Below are 17,084 nucleotides of genomic sequence, written 5' to 3' on the forward strand. Positions count from 1 at the left end.
GGCTCCGGTTCAGGCTCAGGCTCTGACTCCGCCACCGGCTCATGTTCTGGTTCTGGCTCTGGTTCCGGTTCAGCCACCGCCTCCGGTACCGCGGCAGGCTCCTCCGCCTCTGGCGGAGCGAGCGGATCGTCGTTCTCCTTCTTCGGCCCGAGGAACTTTTCCCAGTCAAACTCTTGTGGCATTGTCTCGTTCTCCCTTTTACATTCCATGTCGCGCCGCGTCAGACAACGCGGTCTGCACTTCGCGGGCCAGTTCGGCCAATTGCGTCTCGTCCAGCCCCAGGGCCGCGACGGCCCAATGCCCGTCGGCAGTCAGGGCGGAAAGGTCACCTTCCAGGACCTTCTCGGCCAGCCAGTCCGCCAAGCCGACGACTGTCCGCAGGCCTTTGCCCGGGTCGTCGTCTTCGGGCTGGTCAGCGTAGTTGAGGCCCTGTGACAGGGACTCGGGGAAACCCCATGCCTTTGCCGCGGCCAAGAGGATGTCGACATGGTCGCAGCCAAAGACCATGACCTCCGCCTTGCGGGAGTCGACCTTTTGCTCGGCGATCTCCACCCGCTCGTATTCCGTGCTGTTGTAGCGGCACAAGATCGTCTTGCCCAGGTAGTGGAGCAGGCCGCAGGTGTAAGCGGTCTCCGGGTCGCACTTCTTCGTCTTGGTCGCGATGAGCCGCGCCCCGACCGCCGTGTCCAAGGAGTGACGCCACCACTTGCGCCGCCGTAGCGACTCCTTGTCCGTCTTGCCGACGAACATGTCGAAGACGCCGACGGTCATGGCCAGACAGCGGACTTGCTTGAATCCCAGGAACATGATCGCCTCGCGGATCGAGGAGACTTTCTTCGGCAACCCAAGGGCGGCTGAGTTGGCCTGGGTCAAGAGCTTGGCGGAGAAGCCGGGGTCGACCACCACGGACCGTTCCAGCGTGCCAGCGGACGACTCCTCCGACGCGGTCATCTCCATGATCTGGAAGACGACGTGAGGCAACACCGACACGTCCTTGGAGCGCGACATGATGCGCTCGACCGCGGCGGCGGACGCTTGGGTTGGGATCGGCGCTGCAGACATCAGATCTTGTTCCCTCTGGGGGCTTTCCTATATATGTCGGATTGTTCGGTGTGGTTTCTCAAGCGTAAATGACCCTAATGACTTCGTCGACAGAGGTGACGCCGGTCAAGATCTTGCTGACCGCGTCCATCTGCATGGTCTTCATGCCCGCTTCCTGGGCCATCTTGTGGATCACGTGGGTCGAGCCACGTTTCAAGATCTGGTCGCGGATCTCCTCGGTGAGCACCATGACCTCATGGATTCCGGTGCGCCCTTTGTGGCCGGTCTGCTTGCAGATTTCGCAGCCGCGGCCCCGGAACAAGGTGATCTCGCCGTTCGTCTCTTGGCCCAGGTCGTCCGGGATGGGGAACCCATAGCGGAGGAGGCTTTCCCGCGTGACGGTGTATTGCTCCTTGCAGTGGTCGCAGATCTTGCGGACCAGCCGCTGGGCAAGGACGGCGTTGATGGCCGAGCTGATCAGGAACGGCTCGACCTCCATGTCCATGAGGCGGCTCGGCGCCGACGCCGCGTCGTTGGTGTGCAAGGTGCTGAACACCAGGTGGCCGGTCAAGGCGGCCTCCATGGCGATGGTCGCGGTCTCGGTGTCGCGCATCTCACCGACCATGATCACGTCCGGGTCTTGGCGGAGCATGGCGCGTAGCCCCGCGGCAAAGGTCATGCCCGCGCGGACGTTGACGCTGCACTGGTTGATATTGTCCAGTTCGTATTCGACCGGGTCCTCGATCGTGATGATGTTCTTGAGTCCGTCGTTGCTCTGGTTGATCAAGGAATAGAGCGTCGTGGACTTTCCCGAGCCGGTCGGCCCGGTGACCAGCATGATGCCGTAGCTCCGGCCCGCCATGTCCTCCAAGGTCTTGAGGTTATGCGGCAGAAAGCCCAATTTGGTCAGGCCGACGTTGATGCCGCCCTTGTCGAGGACGCGCATGACGATCTTCTCGCCGTAGACGACCGGCAAGGTCGAGACACGGAAGTCGTAGGGCTTGCCCCCGATCACCGCGCTGATGCGGTTGTCCTGGGGCACCCGCTTCTCGGCGATGTCCATGTTGGCGACGATCTTGAACCGGCTGGTCAACGGGGCGATGACCTTCTTGGGCAATGTCATCGCGTCGACCATGATGCCGTCGATGCGGAACCGGACGATCAGGGCCTCCTTGCGCGGCTCCATGTGGATGTCGCTCGCTTTGTCCTGGACGGCCTGGTTGATGATCATGTTGGCCAGCCGGATGATCGGCGCGTCGTCGGCTTCCTTGTCGTTGCCCCGCTCGTCGTCGTCGGGGGTGGCGGTCAGGTCGATGCCAAAGTCATCGAACTCCTTGACGACGCCGGCGATCATCTCCATCTGGCCGACGTCGGTCTTGTAGTGGAGGTTGATCGCGCGGAGAAGGTCTTCCTCGACGGCGATCAGGGGCTGGATTTCCAGCCCGGTGGTCATGCGGAGCTCGTCGATGACGAAGACGTCGAGCGGGTTGGCCATCGCGACGGCGAGTCGGAACTCGTCCCGTCCCAACGGCAGGGCCTTGAACCGCTTGGCCAGTTGAGGCGAAAGCATGTCGAGGGCGTCTTCACGCGGGACGACCTCGTCGATCTCGATGAACGGGATCTCCCACACCTTCCCCATGCACCGGACACGGTCCTTCTCGGTGATGAGGCCCATGTCGACCATGACCCGGGCGATGGGGTCGTGGCCGCCGAGTTCAACCTGCTTGCTCACCGCCAGCTGCAGCTGCGCGGGTGAGACCAAGCCCTCCTGTACGAATACTTCGCCCGTGAGCATGACCTTGACTCCCTGGAATCATCGGCGTGGCGGAGCCCCGAGACCTCCATGGAAATACTGGGTTATCGGCAGGCCAAGAGCAGGCGAAAATCGGCGGGGCTAAAGCTTGTTCCACATTTCGCCGAAGATCAACCACAGAAAAGCCGCCGACCTACGAAAAATGTGATCAGGGTCGGCCGGCCAAGTGATGGGAACCGAGAGACATGAGCATCCGGATCAACACCAATGTCCCGGCGATGACCGCCTTGCGGTACTTAGGGCAAACGGACGACATGTTTGGAGGAGTCGTGACGCGGCTCTCCACGGGCCTGCGGATCAACACCGCGGCCGACGACCCGGCGGGACTGATCAACAGCGAGGGCTTGCGCAGCTACATTAACGGCATCGACGCCGCTGTGCAAAACAGCCAGGACGCCGCGAACATGTCCAAGACCGCCGAGGCGGCCCTCGGCGAGGTCTCGCGTCTGTTGCTCGACATCCGCGCGATCGCGGTGCAGTCGGCCAACACCGCGGTCGTCGATGCCAACCAGCTTCAAGCCAACCAAACCACAATCAAATCGATCCTTGCCTCGATCGACCGCATCGCCGCCCAGACCAGTTGGGGCAACAAGCGTCTGCTCAACGGGGCCTCCGGCGCGGTCAGCAACGTGACGCGCACCGACCTCGTCAGCAGCATGTACATCGGCAGCACCTTCAACGGTGAGACGGTCAAGACCGGCAACCTGACGATCCAAAGGTCGAGTGCGGCGACCCAGACCACCACCGGCGCCATGGCGACCACCTTCGCCACCGCCGCGACGGCGGTGAACCAAGGCACCTTCGCGATCAACGGGCAGACCTTTGTGGTCGGTCCCGGAGAGTCGGTGTCTGCGGTCGTGGCTAAGATCAACCAGGCGTCCGACCAGACCGGTGTCATCGCCAGCTGGACGGCCGGCGCGGGCGTCACTCTGACCTCGACCAAGTACGGGTCGAACTTCCCGATCCGCTACACCGAGACAAGCACGATTCTCAACGGCGGCGCGGTCGCCAGCCCGGCGGTCGGCCTCAACGCGGTCTTCACTGTCACCGCCCCGACCACCACGTCCGGCACGCAGACGGAAACGTTCGTCGGCGGGCAGGGCCCGGGGGTCGACGGCCTCACCCTGACGTCAGCGAGCGGCAACCGCATGACACTGAGCCCGGCCGGAAACGCCACCGGTGCCAGCACCCTCGTCGGCGCCCTCAACGTCGGCTCACTCCAGTTCCAGATCGGCGCCAGCGCGGACCAGACCGCGACGTTCTCGATCCCGAACATGGCGTCATCAAACCTGGGCACCACCGCCGTCCCCGGATCGAGCCTGGCGTCGATGGACGTCACTACCCAAACCGGCGCGAACAACGCGATGAAGATCGCCGACGAGGCGATCCAGCAAATCGCCACCTTCCGAGGCCAGTTGGGTAGTTTCCAGAAGGACTTCATCGAGTCCAACATCCGGTCTCTTGGCATCGCCAAGGAAAACCTGACCGCCAGCGAAAGCGCGATCCGAGACGCCGACGTCGCCTACGAGATGACGCAGATGACCAAGCTGAACATCCTCAAGCAGAGCGGCATGGCCGTCCTCGCCCAGGCCAACCAGTCGCCGCAATCGGTCCTCCAACTCCTTCGCGGCGGCTAGTCCGCAGGCCTCACCGCACCAACCCCGCCAAGGGGAACGGCGGTGAGGCGAGGGGACGCACGGCCAAGGCGACGAGCACCAGGGCCGAATCGTCGGCCAGCACCCGGTTGCTCGACAGGGCCCCGCACTCACGGCACCGGTGGACGAGCGCCCATTCCCCGTTTGTCCGCGCCCACACCGCGATGGGCTCCATCGTCCCGCCGCAGTCCGCCGCCCGGTCGCCCGGCGAGTCGTCCACGTGCTTGGAGTGGAGGCAGTCTGGACAATGGTTGCGGTGGGCGCTGCCTGCCCCACCGAAGCTCACGAAAGTGCCGCAGTTTTGGCAGTCAAACCCTCCCCGTCCGTGCGGGTCGTCACCGACCCGGTTCAAACAGTCTTGGAGTGGCAAGGGCCGCCCTGTCGCAGCGGCCTGACGGCGTCGTTCTTGGACGGCGCGTCGGCGCGCCTTCTTGCGTATGCGGTCGGCGCGGGCGTCAAAGCCGTCGCCGTTGTCATGGTGGTTCTTCAAGTGTCTGGGTGTTCGTACAAAGGGTCTGGACGCACGACGGCCTAGGCCGTTGTCGCGTGAGAATATGGCAAGACACTTGGCGCGTCGACCGGCCCTCCATAGAGAGCAGGCCGGTGATCTGGTCACGCGCCGAAGAACACTGAAGCTTTTGCCATCGAACACCCCCGATAGGGACTTGCCTCTATTCTATCACAAGGTCAAGACTTGTCTGCCGAATCCCTATCAAAATGGTGACGCCATGGCCATCAAGACCGCCCTGCAACTCTACAGCCTGCGCGACGACTGCGCCGTCGACCTTCTCGGGACCATCGAAAAGGTGGCGGAACTGGGCTACGAGGGCGTCGAGTTTGCCGGGTTCTTCGGCCACAGCGCCTCGGCTGTCCGTGCCGTACTGGACAAGACCGGGCTCGTCGCCGCCGGTACCCACACCGGCCTTGACGCCTTTAAGGACGAGAACCTCGCCGCCACGATCGACTTCCATCGGGAGATCGGGGCCCCCTTCGCGATCATCCCTTGGCTTCCCCATGAGCTGCGCGAGACAAGCGGCAAGACAGAGGAGACCGCCCGGCTCTTGACCGAGGTCAGCGCCAAGGTGCGGGCCGCGGGACTTTACACCGGCTTTCACGCCCACGACGCCGACATGCGCCCCCTCGATGACGGCCGGTCGGCGTGGGACATCCTGGGCCGCGGCACTCCCGACGACTTCCTGATGCAGTACGACACCGGCAACGGACGGCATGGGGGCGCCGACCCTGCCCAGCCCTTGCTCGACCATCCCGGCCGGGGACGGAGCGTCCACCTGAAGGGCCACCCGTTCGGCAAAATCATCGGGAAGGACGAGATCGACTGGAAGGCCATCGTCGCCGCCTTGCCCGTCGCGGGGACCGAGTGGGTCGTCATCGAACACGAGACCTACGAGGGGGTGACCCCGCTGGAGTCGGTCAAGCAGTGCCTGGACGGTTGGAACGCCGTGCTCAAGGGCTGACCAGGCATAATCATCAGGCGATGAGAAGGGCGTTGGGGAAAGGGTTGGCGCAGATGCTCGCCGAGGCACAGCCGGAGGTCCGTGACGAGGCTCCGACGCAACTGCCCGTCGGGAAGATCGTCCCCAACCCTCGGCAACCGCGCGGCCGCTTTGACGACGAGGCCCTCGCCGAACTCACCACTTCCGTCCGCGAGTTCGGCGTGCTTCAACCGTTGATCGTCCGCCCCCGAGGCGACGGCAGCTACGAGCTGATCGCCGGCGAGCGGCGGCTGCGCGCGTCCAAGGCCGCCGGGCTCAAGGAGGTGCCGGTCATCGTCCGCTCGGCCAGCGCCCAGGCGTCCCTTGAGATCGCCTTGGTCGAAAACGTCCAGCGCGCCGACATCTCGCCGGTCGACTGCGCCATCGCCTACAAGAAGTTGGCCGACGAATTCGGCATGGGCCAAGAACAAATCGCCGCCCGCGTCGGCAAGTCTCGCGCCTCGGTGGCGAACACGATGAGGCTCTTGAAGTTGCCGGAAGACATGCTGGACGCCCTCGCCGAGGACATGATGACCGAGGGACATGCCCGGGCCGTCCTCATGGCGGACGGCCCGGCCCGGCAGCGTCTCGTCTTCGACCGGGTCATCGACGAAGGGCTCAGCGTACGCGAGGCAGAGCGACTGGCCCGGCAGGAACCGCGGACGCCCGGCGCGGAAAAGTCCCCCACCACCAAGAAGCCGGCCCCGGCCGACCCTGAGTACGCCGCCCTGGAACGCGGCCTCAGTGAGTACTTTGGGTCTCCCGTCCGCATCACCAGGTCAGAAGTCGGCGGCAAACTCAGCGTCGATTTCTACTCCGACGACGACCTCCAGCGTATCCTGGACGTGCTCGGTATCAGCCTCTGACCGCCAGACGGTGGATAACCTGGCGAATCGCCCCGTGCGTCAGGCCCGTCCGGACAATGAGGTGTCACCCTTCCTCGCTCTCGTCCCGATGCTTATGCCTGTCGCCCCGGCGGCGCAGCAGGTGCCCATGTTGCCCCCGATGGCGGTCGAAGAGACCAACCGCCTGGCCCTGACCCCGACGATCGACGGCGACGTCCAGCCGGGCGAATGGGAGACGTTGGCCGGGCCGACCGCATTCCAGTGGGAGCCCGACACGCTCTATTTCGCCGCCACCGCCAAGCTCGGCGAGGACGTCATCATCAGCATCGACTACGCCGGCGACGGATGGTTGGTGGGCGACGACAACCTGGAACTCCGGTGCCACCTGGAGGACAACCGCCTGAAGGTGACCCTCCGACGCCTCGACGCGACCAATCCCAACGGTCCGAAGTGGGTCGAAGCCGCCCTCGTCTCTGAAGCACTCAAGTTCGCCGCCAAGGTCAACGGCGACAGTTGGAGCATGGAAGCCAAGGTGGACGCCGACGAGAAGGGAGAGCCGGTCAAGGACGGCAAGCGCCTGGGAGTCCGCATGGACACCTTGCCCAGCAGCACGGACACCGACAAGCCTTACCTTCCCCGCACGATGGCGTTTGTCCGCCTGCAACTGGACAACAGCACCGGCCTCTTTTCGGGTGTGTCGTGGCGACCCGTCATCACGAACCGGAGCTTTGCCCTGGAAGACGAGTTCAAGATCCGGTACGAGTTCCATGTCGACCCGGACGGGCCGAGCCTCAAGACCTTTGAGGTCGAGGGGCAAGGGCGTGCCTCCGGCGTCTTGACCAAGATCCGCAACCCCTTCCCCATCGTCGACCGGGGCGGGCGGGCGCGGGTGGACTACGTCACGAAAGTCGCTCCGGGCGCGACTCCGGGGTACCGGATCGTCAGGGGGACTCTGGTGACCGCCGACGGTCGGGAAGCCGTCCTCCGCTCCAGCGTCCGCATCGCCGACCTCGTGGACATCGACGTCAACGTCCCGCTCGAACTCAAGGTGAGCGACGACGCCCAGATCATCCGGGGTGGGGTCACCTACAAGTCGCAGGCCCAGGGCCGCATCACCGGCACCCACACGATGACGGTCCCCGCCGGCTGGACGGTCAGCCGGGGCGCCCAAGCCAACCTTCTCATCTATCACACCCGCGGCCAGCAACGGATCGGCCTCGAGTACATCGTCCCCAAGGGCACAAAAGGGACGTTTCCGATCACCTTTGTCGCCCACATCGGCGACCGGACGATCACAAAGACCGCCTACGTCCACATCAAATGAGCGCTGACGCCCGCGAGCAGTTCGGACCGGTCGCCCAGCGGTACCTGACAAGCCGCGCCCACGCCCAGCCCGACGAGATCAACAAGGTCCTCGACCGGCTGGCCTTGGTGGAGGGCACCGCCGTGGACGTCGGCACCGGCGCCGGACACCTGGCCTACGCTTTGGCCGAGCGCATGGACCAGGTCCTTGCCGTCGACATCACGCCGCAGATGCTGGAGGTCGTCGCCGCCCAGGCGGCCGAACGTGGCCTGAGCAACGTCACCACCCGCCTCGCCCCCGCCGAAGACATGGGTCTCGTCGACGAGTCCGTTTCGCTCGTGGCGACGCGGCTGGCCGCCCACCACTTTCTCGATGTCGACTCGTTCGTCGCCGACGCGTCCCGGTCACTGGAGCACGGCGGTCTCTTCCTCGTGATCGACACGATGTCCCCCGAAGATGACGAGGTCGCCCGCCAAGTCGACGCCTTCGAACGCCTCCGCGACCCCTCCCACGTCTGGAACCTCAAGCCCTCGGAGTGGACGGACAAGGCCCGGGCCAACGGCCTGGAGCCGCTCTGGCACGACGTCCGGCGCAAGTCGCTCGACTTCGACGACTGGACCGAGCGCATGCGCGTCTCCGCGGCCGACACCGCCCGGTTGCGCACGATGGCCGAAAAAGCCACCGACGGTTTCCGGGACTACCTGGCCCCCCGCATGGTGGACGGGCGGCTCTGGTTCGACTTGTTGGAAATCTCTTTCGCGGCGACAAAGCCATGACCCCCACGGACCGATTCCTCGTCCCCCTTGTCAGCGCCTTCACCGACGACACCACCGCCGTGAGCGAGGTGCGTACCGCCAAGCTCGTCCGGGCGTACCGAGACCTCGGTGCCGCCGGCTTTGTCGTGGGCACGGACATGGCGGAATGGCCCGCCTTAGCCCTCAGCGAACGCAAGGAGGCGATCGAGTGGGTGATGCGGGAGAGCCAAGGCCTCCCGGTCTACGTCGCGATCACCGCCTTCACGACCTCGATGATGATCGACCTTTGCCAGCACGGGGCCCGGCACGGGGCCCGTGCGGCCGTCTTGTCCCTGCCCCCCGGCGCGCACCTTTCACCTCATGAGATCAAGAACATGATGAACGTGGTGCGGCGGCACGGGCAGCTGCCGGTCAGTTTGCTCGACGCGCCCGAGCGGCTCGAGGAGGTCGCCGAGGAGTTGGGCCTGGCCAACCAAGGCGCCCGGCCCCTGGCAAGCCACGACCTCGGCGGTCTCCAGGTGGCCAAGTCGCCGTCCACCATCGAGTTCGTCTGTGCGGACGGCTTCTGCACGCCGATGGCGGTGTTGGGCGCCAGCAAGGCCGAGACGGTCTTCCGTTCCTGGCACACCGCGGCGCCCGTGGCCCAGGGCCTGTGGCGGCTGGCCGGCCCCGTGCGACTCGGCAAGGCCGCCGCCGAAGCCTTGTCCCTGGAGGTCGGCGCACCCCGGGGTCCGGCACTGGGTTTGGACGACACCGGACGGACTGTCCTCAAGCGCCTCTTCGACTTGACGGCCCCGTGAAACTTCCGGCCCCCGGACGCAGTCGCGACCAGGGGCCGGGTACCTCTCGCGACTACTCGCCGACCGGCGTGACCAGGTCGCGCCGACGGATCTCGCCGCCACCGGCGGTGTAGTGGCGTGACCCCCACTTCCAGTGGTTCTCGTCCAACAGGCCCGAGGCCGGCACGCTCTTGGCGTGGGTGTCCGCAAAGCTGTAGTTCGCGTTGTTGCCGAAGCGGTCGGGCTGGGTGTAGACGATGTGGTTGTATGCGGTGGAGACCAGGCCGGCCTTGCAGTCGGCAAAGTCGGCCTTGGCGATCTCCGGGCTGACCACCGCGTACCATGGGAGCCCGACTTCGCCGGCCGCTTCACCCTGGAACTTCGTCGTCCCGTCCTGAAGGGTCAGGGCGTTGGTCGGCCGGTGCGACTTGAACGCCACGCCCGAGGCCGCGGAGCCGTCGTTGATGCAACTGGGCGTGTGGGTCATGGGGGCGAGGGCGATCACTCCGGCCACGTTCTCGATGACAGTCGTGCTCACCACTTTCATGGGGTCGATCGCCCGACGCTTACGCGGGAAGATCTGGGCGTTGGCCACGTAGCTCAGTCGAGGGGCCTGGATGTCCTGGACTGGGTTCTGGGACACCTGGCCGCCCGGAGCACCCCACCCGCCGTTGTCGCCGACGAAGTTCGTCGGGGCTAGGCCACCGCTTGGGTCGACCGGGCTGCGGAAGATCTCAAAGTTCTTCACGTAGGGCATGACGACCCCGGTCCAATGGGTGTACCCGCCGGACGAGTTGGTGTCGTTATTGTAGTAGTAGGCTGACGGATACGTGTCGTCGTTGTCACCGAGGTAGATCGCCGTCGCGGTGCCGATCTGCTTCATGTTCGAGAGGTCTTGGGTCTTCTTGGCCGCCGTCTTCGCTTGGGCGAAGACCGGGAAAAGGATCGCGGCAAGGATCGCGATGATCGCGATGACGACGAGGAGTTCAATCAGGGTGAAGGCCTTCTTCATGGCTAGTCCCAGCCCGGGCTTGGCGTTCGACAAGAACGAGCTACGCCGGGAGTGTGGGCCGCCGGTCACCGCCATAACCTGGCGTTAACACGCGTTAAAGGCGGCTTAACATATCGCCGAGACAAATCCCTATAAGTCGTAAACAGATGTGCCCACCAATCAATTGGCGGGCACCCCATGTTGCTCACTCTTTCGCAGCTAGTTCTTCACCAGCTCAGGCTTTTCCTTACCTCTACCGCCTGTCTTCTTCGTGAACCTCACGCCGCCCTCGCCGTCGACTTCCGCCACGACGGTGTCGCCGGCCGCGAAGGTGTTCATCAGCAGGGCCTCGCTGAGCGGGTCCTCGATGTACCTTTGCACCGCACGGCGGAGCGGCCGGGCACCGAGGTTCGGGTCATAACCCTTGTCCACGAGCAAGTCCTTGACCCCTTCGCTGAGCTCGATGGTCAGACCGATGTTGGCGGCCTGCTCGTTCACACGCTTCATGTAGAGGTCGGCGATGGTCAGGATCTCTTCGCGCTTCAGGTGCTCGAAGACGATGGTCTCGTCGACCCGGTTGATGAACTCGGGCCGGAAGAGCTTCTTCATCTCGTCCAACATCTTCGTCTTCATGTTCTCGTAGGTCTTGGGGTCGTTGATGTCTTGGACGACGTCGCGGAAACCCAAGCCCTTGTCGAGTTCGATCGGTCGGACACCGACGTTCGAGGTCATGATGATGAGGGTGTTGCGGAAGTCGACGGTCCTGCCCTGGCTGTCGGTCAGCTGCCCGTCCTCCATGACCTGCAAGAGCAGGTTGAAGACCTCGGGGTTCGCCTTCTCGATCTCGTCGAGCAGGACGACGCAGTACGGGTTGCGGCGCACCTGTTCGGTGAGCTGGCCACCCTCGTCGTAGCCGACATAGCCGGGAGGGGCCCCGACCAAGCGGCTGACACTGAACCGCTCCATGTACTCGGACATGTCGATCCGCACCATGTTCGACTCCTTCTCGTAGAGGTACTCGGCGAGTGCCTTGGCGAGCTCGGTCTTACCGACACCGGTGGGGCCGAGGAAGACAAAGCTGGCGATCGGCCGCTTCGGGTCCTTGAGGCCGCTCCGGGCGCGGCGGATGGCACGGGCCACGGCGCTGACGGCGTCCTTTTGCCCGATGATGCGGCGGTGAAGGTCTTCCTCCATCCGCAGGAGCTTCTGCTGCTCGCCCTCGACCAGGCGCGTGACCGGGATACCCGTCCAGCTCTGGACGATGGAGGCGATCTCGTGCTCGCCGACGACGGGGACGGCCTTCTCGCGGTCGTTCCACGTGTCCTCGCGCTCGATGATGCTCTGCTCCAGGTCTTCGAATTCCTTCTCGGCTTGGTCGAGCCGGTCACCCTCGGGGTGGCGGCGGAGGTGGTCGATCTCGGCGCGCAACTTGTTCAGCCGGACTTTGTCCTGTCGCACCTCGCTCGGCGGCAGGCTCTCCTGGAGCCGGACGCGGCTGGCGGCCTCGTCGACCAAGTCGATCGCCTTGTCGGGCAGGGTGCGGTCGGTGATGTAGCGCAGCGAGAGCTGGACGGCGGCCGTGATGGCGTCGTCGGTGATCTCGACGTTGTGGTGCGCCTCGTACCGCTCTCGCAGCCCTTTCAAGATGTCCACGGCCTCTTCCTCGTTCGGTTCGCGGACCTTGACGGCCTGGAACCGGCGCTCAAGGGCGGCGTCCTTTTCGATGTACTTACGGAACTCGTCTTGCGTGGTCGCGCCGATGCACTGCAGTTCGCCACGCGCCAAGGCGGGCTTCATGATGTTGCTGGCGTCGATGGCGCCTTCTGCGGCGCCCGCGCCCACCAGCGTGTGCAGCTCGTCGACAAAGAGGATGACCTGGCCCTCGGCCCGACGCACCTCTTCCATGACTTTCTTCATGCGCTCCTCAAACTCGCCGCGGTACTTCGTCCCGGCGACGAGGCCGGCGAGGTCCAGGGCGACGAGGCGCTTGTCCTTCAGCAAATCGGGGATGTCGCCGCTCACGATGCGGAGGGCGAGGCCCTCGGCGATGGCGGTCTTGCCGACGCCAGGCTCACCGATCAGGCACGGGTTGTTTTTCGTGCGCCGGGTGAGGATCTGCATGACCCGCTCGATTTCTTGCTGCCGACCGACGACCGGGTCGAGTTTCCCGTCTCGGGCCAACTCGGTGAGGTCGCGGCCGAACTCGTCGAGGGTCTGCGTCTTGGCGGAGCCGCCCGCCGACTGACCGGAGCTGCTGGACTTCGTCGACCCCCCGCTGCTGCGCGTCTGGGTGTCGTTGTCCTGCAGGGCCATGACTTCGCGTCGGGCTCGCTCGAGCTCGACGCCTAGCTTGGCCAGCACCCGGCCGGCCAGCCCGTCACCTTCGCGGATCAGGCCGAGCAACAGGTGCTCCGTTCCAATGTAGTTGTTGTTGAGGTTCCGGGCTTCGTCGTAAGCCAGGTCGATCACCCGCTTGGCGCGGGGCGTCAGGGTCATGTCTTGGCTTTGCCGGGCCTCGCCACGGGGCAGCTGTTTCTCAACCTCCGACCGGATGCGGCTGAGACTCACCCCGAGGCGCTCGAGGACTCGAGCCGCCACGCTGTCCGTTTCCCGGACCAAGCCCAGCAGGAGGTGTTCCGTCGAGACGTAACCCTCTCCAAACTTTTGGGCTTCTTCTTGGGCATAGAAAACGACTTTTCTCGCCCGCTCAGTGAACCGTTGCCACATACTCTGATTTTGTCTCCTGGCGGAATTTCCTGCTGGTCCTTCACGCCTTCACTACAGATAGACGGCCGGGGGCCAACCCTTGTGCCGTGCACGTGACGTTGGGCCCCCGTCCAGGCATGATTGTCGGTCGGTGTCCCAGGCTGGCCTAGGTGTCTTGAAGGTGATTCGGAACCGAGCCCGCTATAATGCGGGCATGCGGTCGGCTTGGCAGGTCGGGCTCTTCGTCGTTGTCTTTGTCGCGCTGGTGGTCGGTGGCTTGGCCGTCCTCCAGAAGGGGTTCTTGGCCGAAAAGACCGACACCTACTACGCAAAGTTCGCCGACGCGGGCGGACTCGCCAGCGGCGCCCCCGTCCTGCTCTCCGGAGTCCAGATCGGCAAAGTCGAGAGCGTGAAGCTGGACATCGACAACGCGGCGGTGGTCCGTCTGGCCGTGCGCCGCGGGCAGGCGATCCCGAAGTCCATCGTCGCCACGCTGCCGACCTCGTTTGTCTCGATCGGCGACAAGCAGGTCTTGCTGAAGCGCGAGCTCCCCACCGAGGGCTTCTACGCGCCGGGCAACGAGGGCGACCCGATCCCGGGCAAGTTGCTCGGCCCCCTTGAAGGTGTCGTCCCCGACAGCAAGGAGACGGTCGCCGAACTGAACAAGACCCTGGTCGCCTTCCAAAACCTCCTGAACGACCAGAAGCTCAAAGGCAGCCTGACCGGGCTGATGGACCAGAGCAAGGAGACCGCCGCGAAGTTCGGGGCCCTCGCCAGCCGTATCGACGGGCTGGTCGCCCAGAACCAGGGCAGCATCGGCAAGATGCTCGGTTCGATGACCGCGAGCATGGAAAACCTCCAGGCTGTCAGCGTGAAGATCAAGCAGATCGCCACCGACGGCGCCCTGGAAGGCAAGATGAACGACCTCCTTGCTTCACTTAACGAGGCGGCCGTGAGCGGCAAGAAGATGGTCGCCGACCTGCAGTCCTACACCAGCGACCCGGAAATCAAGGAGAACCTCAAGGCCACGATGGCGAACTTCAAGCAGATGAGCGAGAGCGGCACACGGATCGCCGCGGACGCCGAGATCATGGCCAAGAACGGGGCCAAGGTCAGCGGCAGCGGCGTCGAAATCGGTGAAAAGGCCAGCGCGCTCCTCGACAAGGCCAACAAACTTGCGACCGACATCGACGGCCTCGTCCAGAAGTTCAAAGAGACGGTGGACAAGGTCAAGATCCCAGGCTTGGGCGAGGGGCTCCCCAAGATCGGACTGGAAGCAGGCGTCACCCGCGAGACCGACCCCAACCGCAACCGGACGGACATCACCGCCATCGTGCCGATCGGCAAGGACTACCTCCATTTGGGACTCTACGACGCCTTTGAGTCGAACAAGGTGAACCTGCAATACCAGAAGACCTTCAACCCTCGTCTGGGCCTTCGGTATGGGGTCCACGCCAGCAAGCCGGGGATTGGGGTAGATTACGCCTTCGCGCCGAACGCTTGGTTGCAGTCGGATGTCTTCGGGCTCAACGACACCCAGTTCGACCTCAGGCTCAAGTACGGTTTTGGCAGCGGAATCCTAGGTTGGATCGGCGTCGACCGAATTTTCGAGCGCAACGCCCCGACTATAGGGATCGGCATCAAGAAGTAAGAAGGTTTGCGATGAAAGTCATCCTGAAGCAGGCTGTCCCGAAGCTGGGGAAAGAGGGCCAGGTCGTCAATGTGAAGGACGGTTACGCCCGTAACTTCCTGTTCCCCCACGGCATGGCCATCCTCGCCGACAAGTCCCAGATGGAAGTCTTGGCTCGTCGCAACGCCAAGGTCGCCCAAGGCCTCGCCGACACCAAGGCGGCGGCCGAGGCCACCAAGGAAAAGATCGACGGGGCCGTCGTCAATGTCGGCCAGAAGGTGGGCCGGGACGGTGTCCGCCTGTTCGGCGCGGTGACCTCGCAAGACGTGGCCGACGCGGTCAAGGAGCAGTTGAAGGTCGAGGTCGACAAGAAGGGCGTCCTCCTCATCCAGCCGATCAAGCGCCTGGGTGTCCACGATGTCGAACTCGACATCCACCGCCAGGTCGTCATCCACATCAAGGTCAACGTCTTTGACCAAGAGCACCCTGAGTCGGCCGCCGCCCAGCTTGCCGCCACCACTCCCCAGACCGCCGAGGCGGAACCGGCAGTCGAGGCCGAGGCCGAAGCCGTCGAAGCCTGACCATCCTCAGTTCCACGGACACGAAACTCCCGTCGGCCACGCCGACGGGAGTTTTCTCTTTCTGCCCCTTAGCCGCGCAGGGCCTTCATGCCCGCCCAGCCGTCCTTGACCTCCACGAGCCGTTCGACGCCAAGACGCTCCAAGACGCTCACCGCCACGGGCGAACGCGAGCCGCCTTGGCAATGCACGGCGTACGCGACTCTCGGGTCAAGGTCGGCGATCCGGCGCGGGAGAAAGCCATAGGGGATGGTGTGAGGGCTGGTCGACGGGTCGCTCTCATGCTCGCTCGCCCCGCGGACGTCGAGGGCGACCAGACCCTCGGGTAAGTCGGCGGCCGCCATGCTGGGAATCGTGCGGACTTCGCCACCCGCGGCCCTGACCGCCCCGACGATCTCCGGCCCGGCCCACGCCACGACGCGGTCTAGCCCGACCAAAGCCATCTCCTGCGCGGCCAGTCGGGCCGACCCTTCGTCGGACGCCACCAGGTGGATGTCGGTGTCGTAAGGCACGAACCACCCGCAGTTGATGGTGAAGAGCTTGTCCAGGGGGGCGTGGACGGAGCGGTAGATGTGCGACTCCAAGTATTCGGGGCTCGGGCGAACGTCCACGACCAGCGTGTCCGCCGACGCATACCGGGCGGCGTCGCCGGACCGCACCATGGCCGGGCGGTCGGCGGTCCGGGCGGGGCCCCGCTTGTTGCGCGCCTTCATTTCGGCGTAATAGGCCGGTGGTTCCGGCTGACCGCGCAAGACCTCGGCGACAAACGCGGACTCGTCCTCCATCAGCAAGGCCCAGTTCGCCGACTTCTCGTATCCGACCGTCGAGACCGGCACAGCGCCGAGGGCACGTCCACACGGCGACCCCGCACCGTGGGCGGGCCAGACCAATACGTGATCGGGCAACGACTTGATCCATTGCAGGGACTGGAACAGCGACCTCGCCCCGGGCTCCTGGGTGCCCTTGACCCCGGCGGCCTGCTCCAAGAGGTCCGGCCGTCCGACGTCGCCGACAAAGACAAAGTCGCCGGTGAAAACGGCCACGGGCTTCTCAGACCGGCCCAGGTCGCGCAGGACAAACGAGATGTGCTCCGGCGTGTGACCCGGGGTGTGTCGGACGGTCAGCTCGACGCTTCCCGCCGTGATCTTGTCACCGGTGCGGACAAGGGCGGCCCGGTCGCCAAACCCGTACTGCCAGTCAGCCGGACCTTCGGCGCTCAGGAAGAGCGTCGCCCCCGTCGCTTCAGCCAGTTCCTTGGCTCCCGACAAGAAATCGGCGTGGATGTGGGTCTCGGTGACCGCCGTGATCTTCATCTTGCCCTTGGCGGCAGCCTCGATGTACTGGCCAAAGTCGCGGTTTGGGTCGATCACGACGGCAGAACCGTCACCGGGGCATCCCACCAAGTAGCTCGCGTGAGCCAAACGATCGTTGTAGAAGCGCTGGACGACCATGTCAACTTTATGGACGCCACGTTACCCGGCGAGTGCGAACGGAC

14 protein-coding genes are annotated in these 17,084 nt (G+C 64.8%); 8 read left to right on the top strand and 6 right to left on the bottom strand.

The genetic code is table 11. The features are described from left to right. Positions 1 to 198 precede the first annotated feature (198 nt). A complete protein-coding gene (locus KF857_00470) occupies positions 199 to 1,062 on the bottom strand; it encodes an HDOD domain-containing protein (protein MBX3110454.1) in 864 nt (287 codons plus the stop codon). Between the two features lie 58 nt (positions 1,063 to 1,120). Beyond that, entirely contained in the window at positions 1,121 to 2,803 is a 1,683-nt protein-coding gene (locus tag KF857_00475) for a type II/IV secretion system protein (GenBank protein MBX3110455.1), read from the bottom strand. Between the two features lie 236 nt (positions 2,804 to 3,039). Here KF857_00475 and KF857_00480 point away from each other — a divergent pair, with 236 nt between their 5' ends. After that, positions 3,040 to 4,491, top strand: coding sequence for a hypothetical protein (locus tag KF857_00480; protein MBX3110456.1), 1,452 nt, complete (start codon positions 3,040 to 3,042; stop codon positions 4,489 to 4,491). 10 nt (positions 4,492 to 4,501) lie between these two features. Here the strand turns inward: KF857_00480 and KF857_00485 are convergent, their stop codons facing one another. Continuing rightward, entirely contained in the window at positions 4,502 to 4,999 is a 498-nt protein-coding gene (locus KF857_00485; GenBank protein MBX3110457.1) for an RNHCP domain-containing protein, read from the bottom strand. A gap of 238 nt (positions 5,000 to 5,237) precedes the next feature. Here KF857_00485 and KF857_00490 point away from each other — a divergent pair, with 238 nt between their 5' ends. The 5 genes from KF857_00490 to KF857_00510 are packed head-to-tail and all read left to right on the top strand — an operon-like array spanning position 5,238 to position 9,705. Further along, positions 5,238 to 5,984 carry a sugar phosphate isomerase/epimerase gene (locus tag KF857_00490; protein ID MBX3110458.1) on the top strand — a complete coding sequence of 249 codons (747 nt, stop codon included), beginning with the start codon at positions 5,238 to 5,240 and terminating at the stop codon, positions 5,982 to 5,984. A gap of 20 nt (positions 5,985 to 6,004) precedes the next feature. Next, the gene (locus KF857_00495; GenBank protein MBX3110459.1) at positions 6,005 to 6,868 is read left to right on the top strand and encodes a ParB/RepB/Spo0J family partition protein; all 864 of its coding nucleotides are present in this window, start codon (positions 6,005 to 6,007) and stop codon (positions 6,866 to 6,868) included. A 34-nt stretch (positions 6,869 to 6,902) separates the two neighbouring features. Continuing rightward, positions 6,903 to 8,171 (top strand): hypothetical protein, encoded by a 1,269-nt coding sequence (locus KF857_00500; protein MBX3110460.1) that lies wholly within the window; start codon positions 6,903 to 6,905, stop codon positions 8,169 to 8,171. Beyond that, on the top strand, positions 8,168 to 8,926 hold the full coding sequence (locus KF857_00505) for a class I SAM-dependent methyltransferase (protein ID MBX3110461.1): 759 nt from the start codon (positions 8,168 to 8,170) through the stop codon (positions 8,924 to 8,926). The genes KF857_00500 and KF857_00505 overlap by 4 nt, the downstream gene beginning before the upstream one ends. After that, positions 8,923 to 9,705 carry a dihydrodipicolinate synthase family protein gene (locus KF857_00510; GenBank protein MBX3110462.1) on the top strand — a complete coding sequence of 261 codons (783 nt, stop codon included), beginning with the start codon at positions 8,923 to 8,925 and terminating at the stop codon, positions 9,703 to 9,705. Before KF857_00505 ends, KF857_00510 begins: the two co-directional genes overlap by 4 nt. A 52-nt stretch (positions 9,706 to 9,757) precedes the next feature. Here the strand turns inward: KF857_00510 and KF857_00515 are convergent, their stop codons facing one another. Both KF857_00515 and KF857_00520 read right to left on the bottom strand, forming a co-directional pair. Beyond that, positions 9,758 to 10,696 carry a prepilin-type N-terminal cleavage/methylation domain-containing protein gene (locus KF857_00515; GenBank protein ID MBX3110463.1) on the bottom strand — a complete coding sequence of 313 codons (939 nt, stop codon included), beginning with the start codon at positions 10,694 to 10,696 and terminating at the stop codon, positions 9,758 to 9,760. Positions 10,697 to 10,894: 198 nt separating this feature from the next. Continuing rightward, entirely contained in the window at positions 10,895 to 13,402 is a 2,508-nt protein-coding gene (locus KF857_00520; protein MBX3110464.1) for an ATP-dependent Clp protease ATP-binding subunit, read from the bottom strand. 193 nt (positions 13,403 to 13,595) lie between these two features. Here KF857_00520 and KF857_00525 point away from each other — a divergent pair, with 193 nt between their 5' ends. Both KF857_00525 and rplI read left to right on the top strand, forming a co-directional pair. Beyond that, positions 13,596 to 15,032, top strand: a complete 1,437-nt coding sequence (locus KF857_00525; GenBank protein MBX3110465.1) for an MCE family protein — start codon at positions 13,596 to 13,598, stop codon at positions 15,030 to 15,032. A gap of 11 nt (positions 15,033 to 15,043) precedes the next feature. Further along, the gene (gene rplI, locus KF857_00530; protein ID MBX3110466.1) at positions 15,044 to 15,592 is read left to right on the top strand and encodes a 50S ribosomal protein L9; all 549 of its coding nucleotides are present in this window, start codon (positions 15,044 to 15,046) and stop codon (positions 15,590 to 15,592) included. Positions 15,593 to 15,660: 68 nt separating this feature from the next. On the opposite strand, the gene KF857_00535 is transcribed toward rplI, so the two are convergent. Then, the gene (locus KF857_00535; protein ID MBX3110467.1) at positions 15,661 to 17,040 is read right to left on the bottom strand and encodes an MBL fold metallo-hydrolase; all 1,380 of its coding nucleotides are present in this window, start codon (positions 17,038 to 17,040) and stop codon (positions 15,661 to 15,663) included. Between the last annotated feature and the right edge of the window lie 44 nt (positions 17,041 to 17,084).

This window comes from Fimbriimonadaceae bacterium, assembly GCA_019638795.1.
Lineage (GTDB): Bacteria > Armatimonadota > Fimbriimonadia > Fimbriimonadales > Fimbriimonadaceae > JAHBTB01.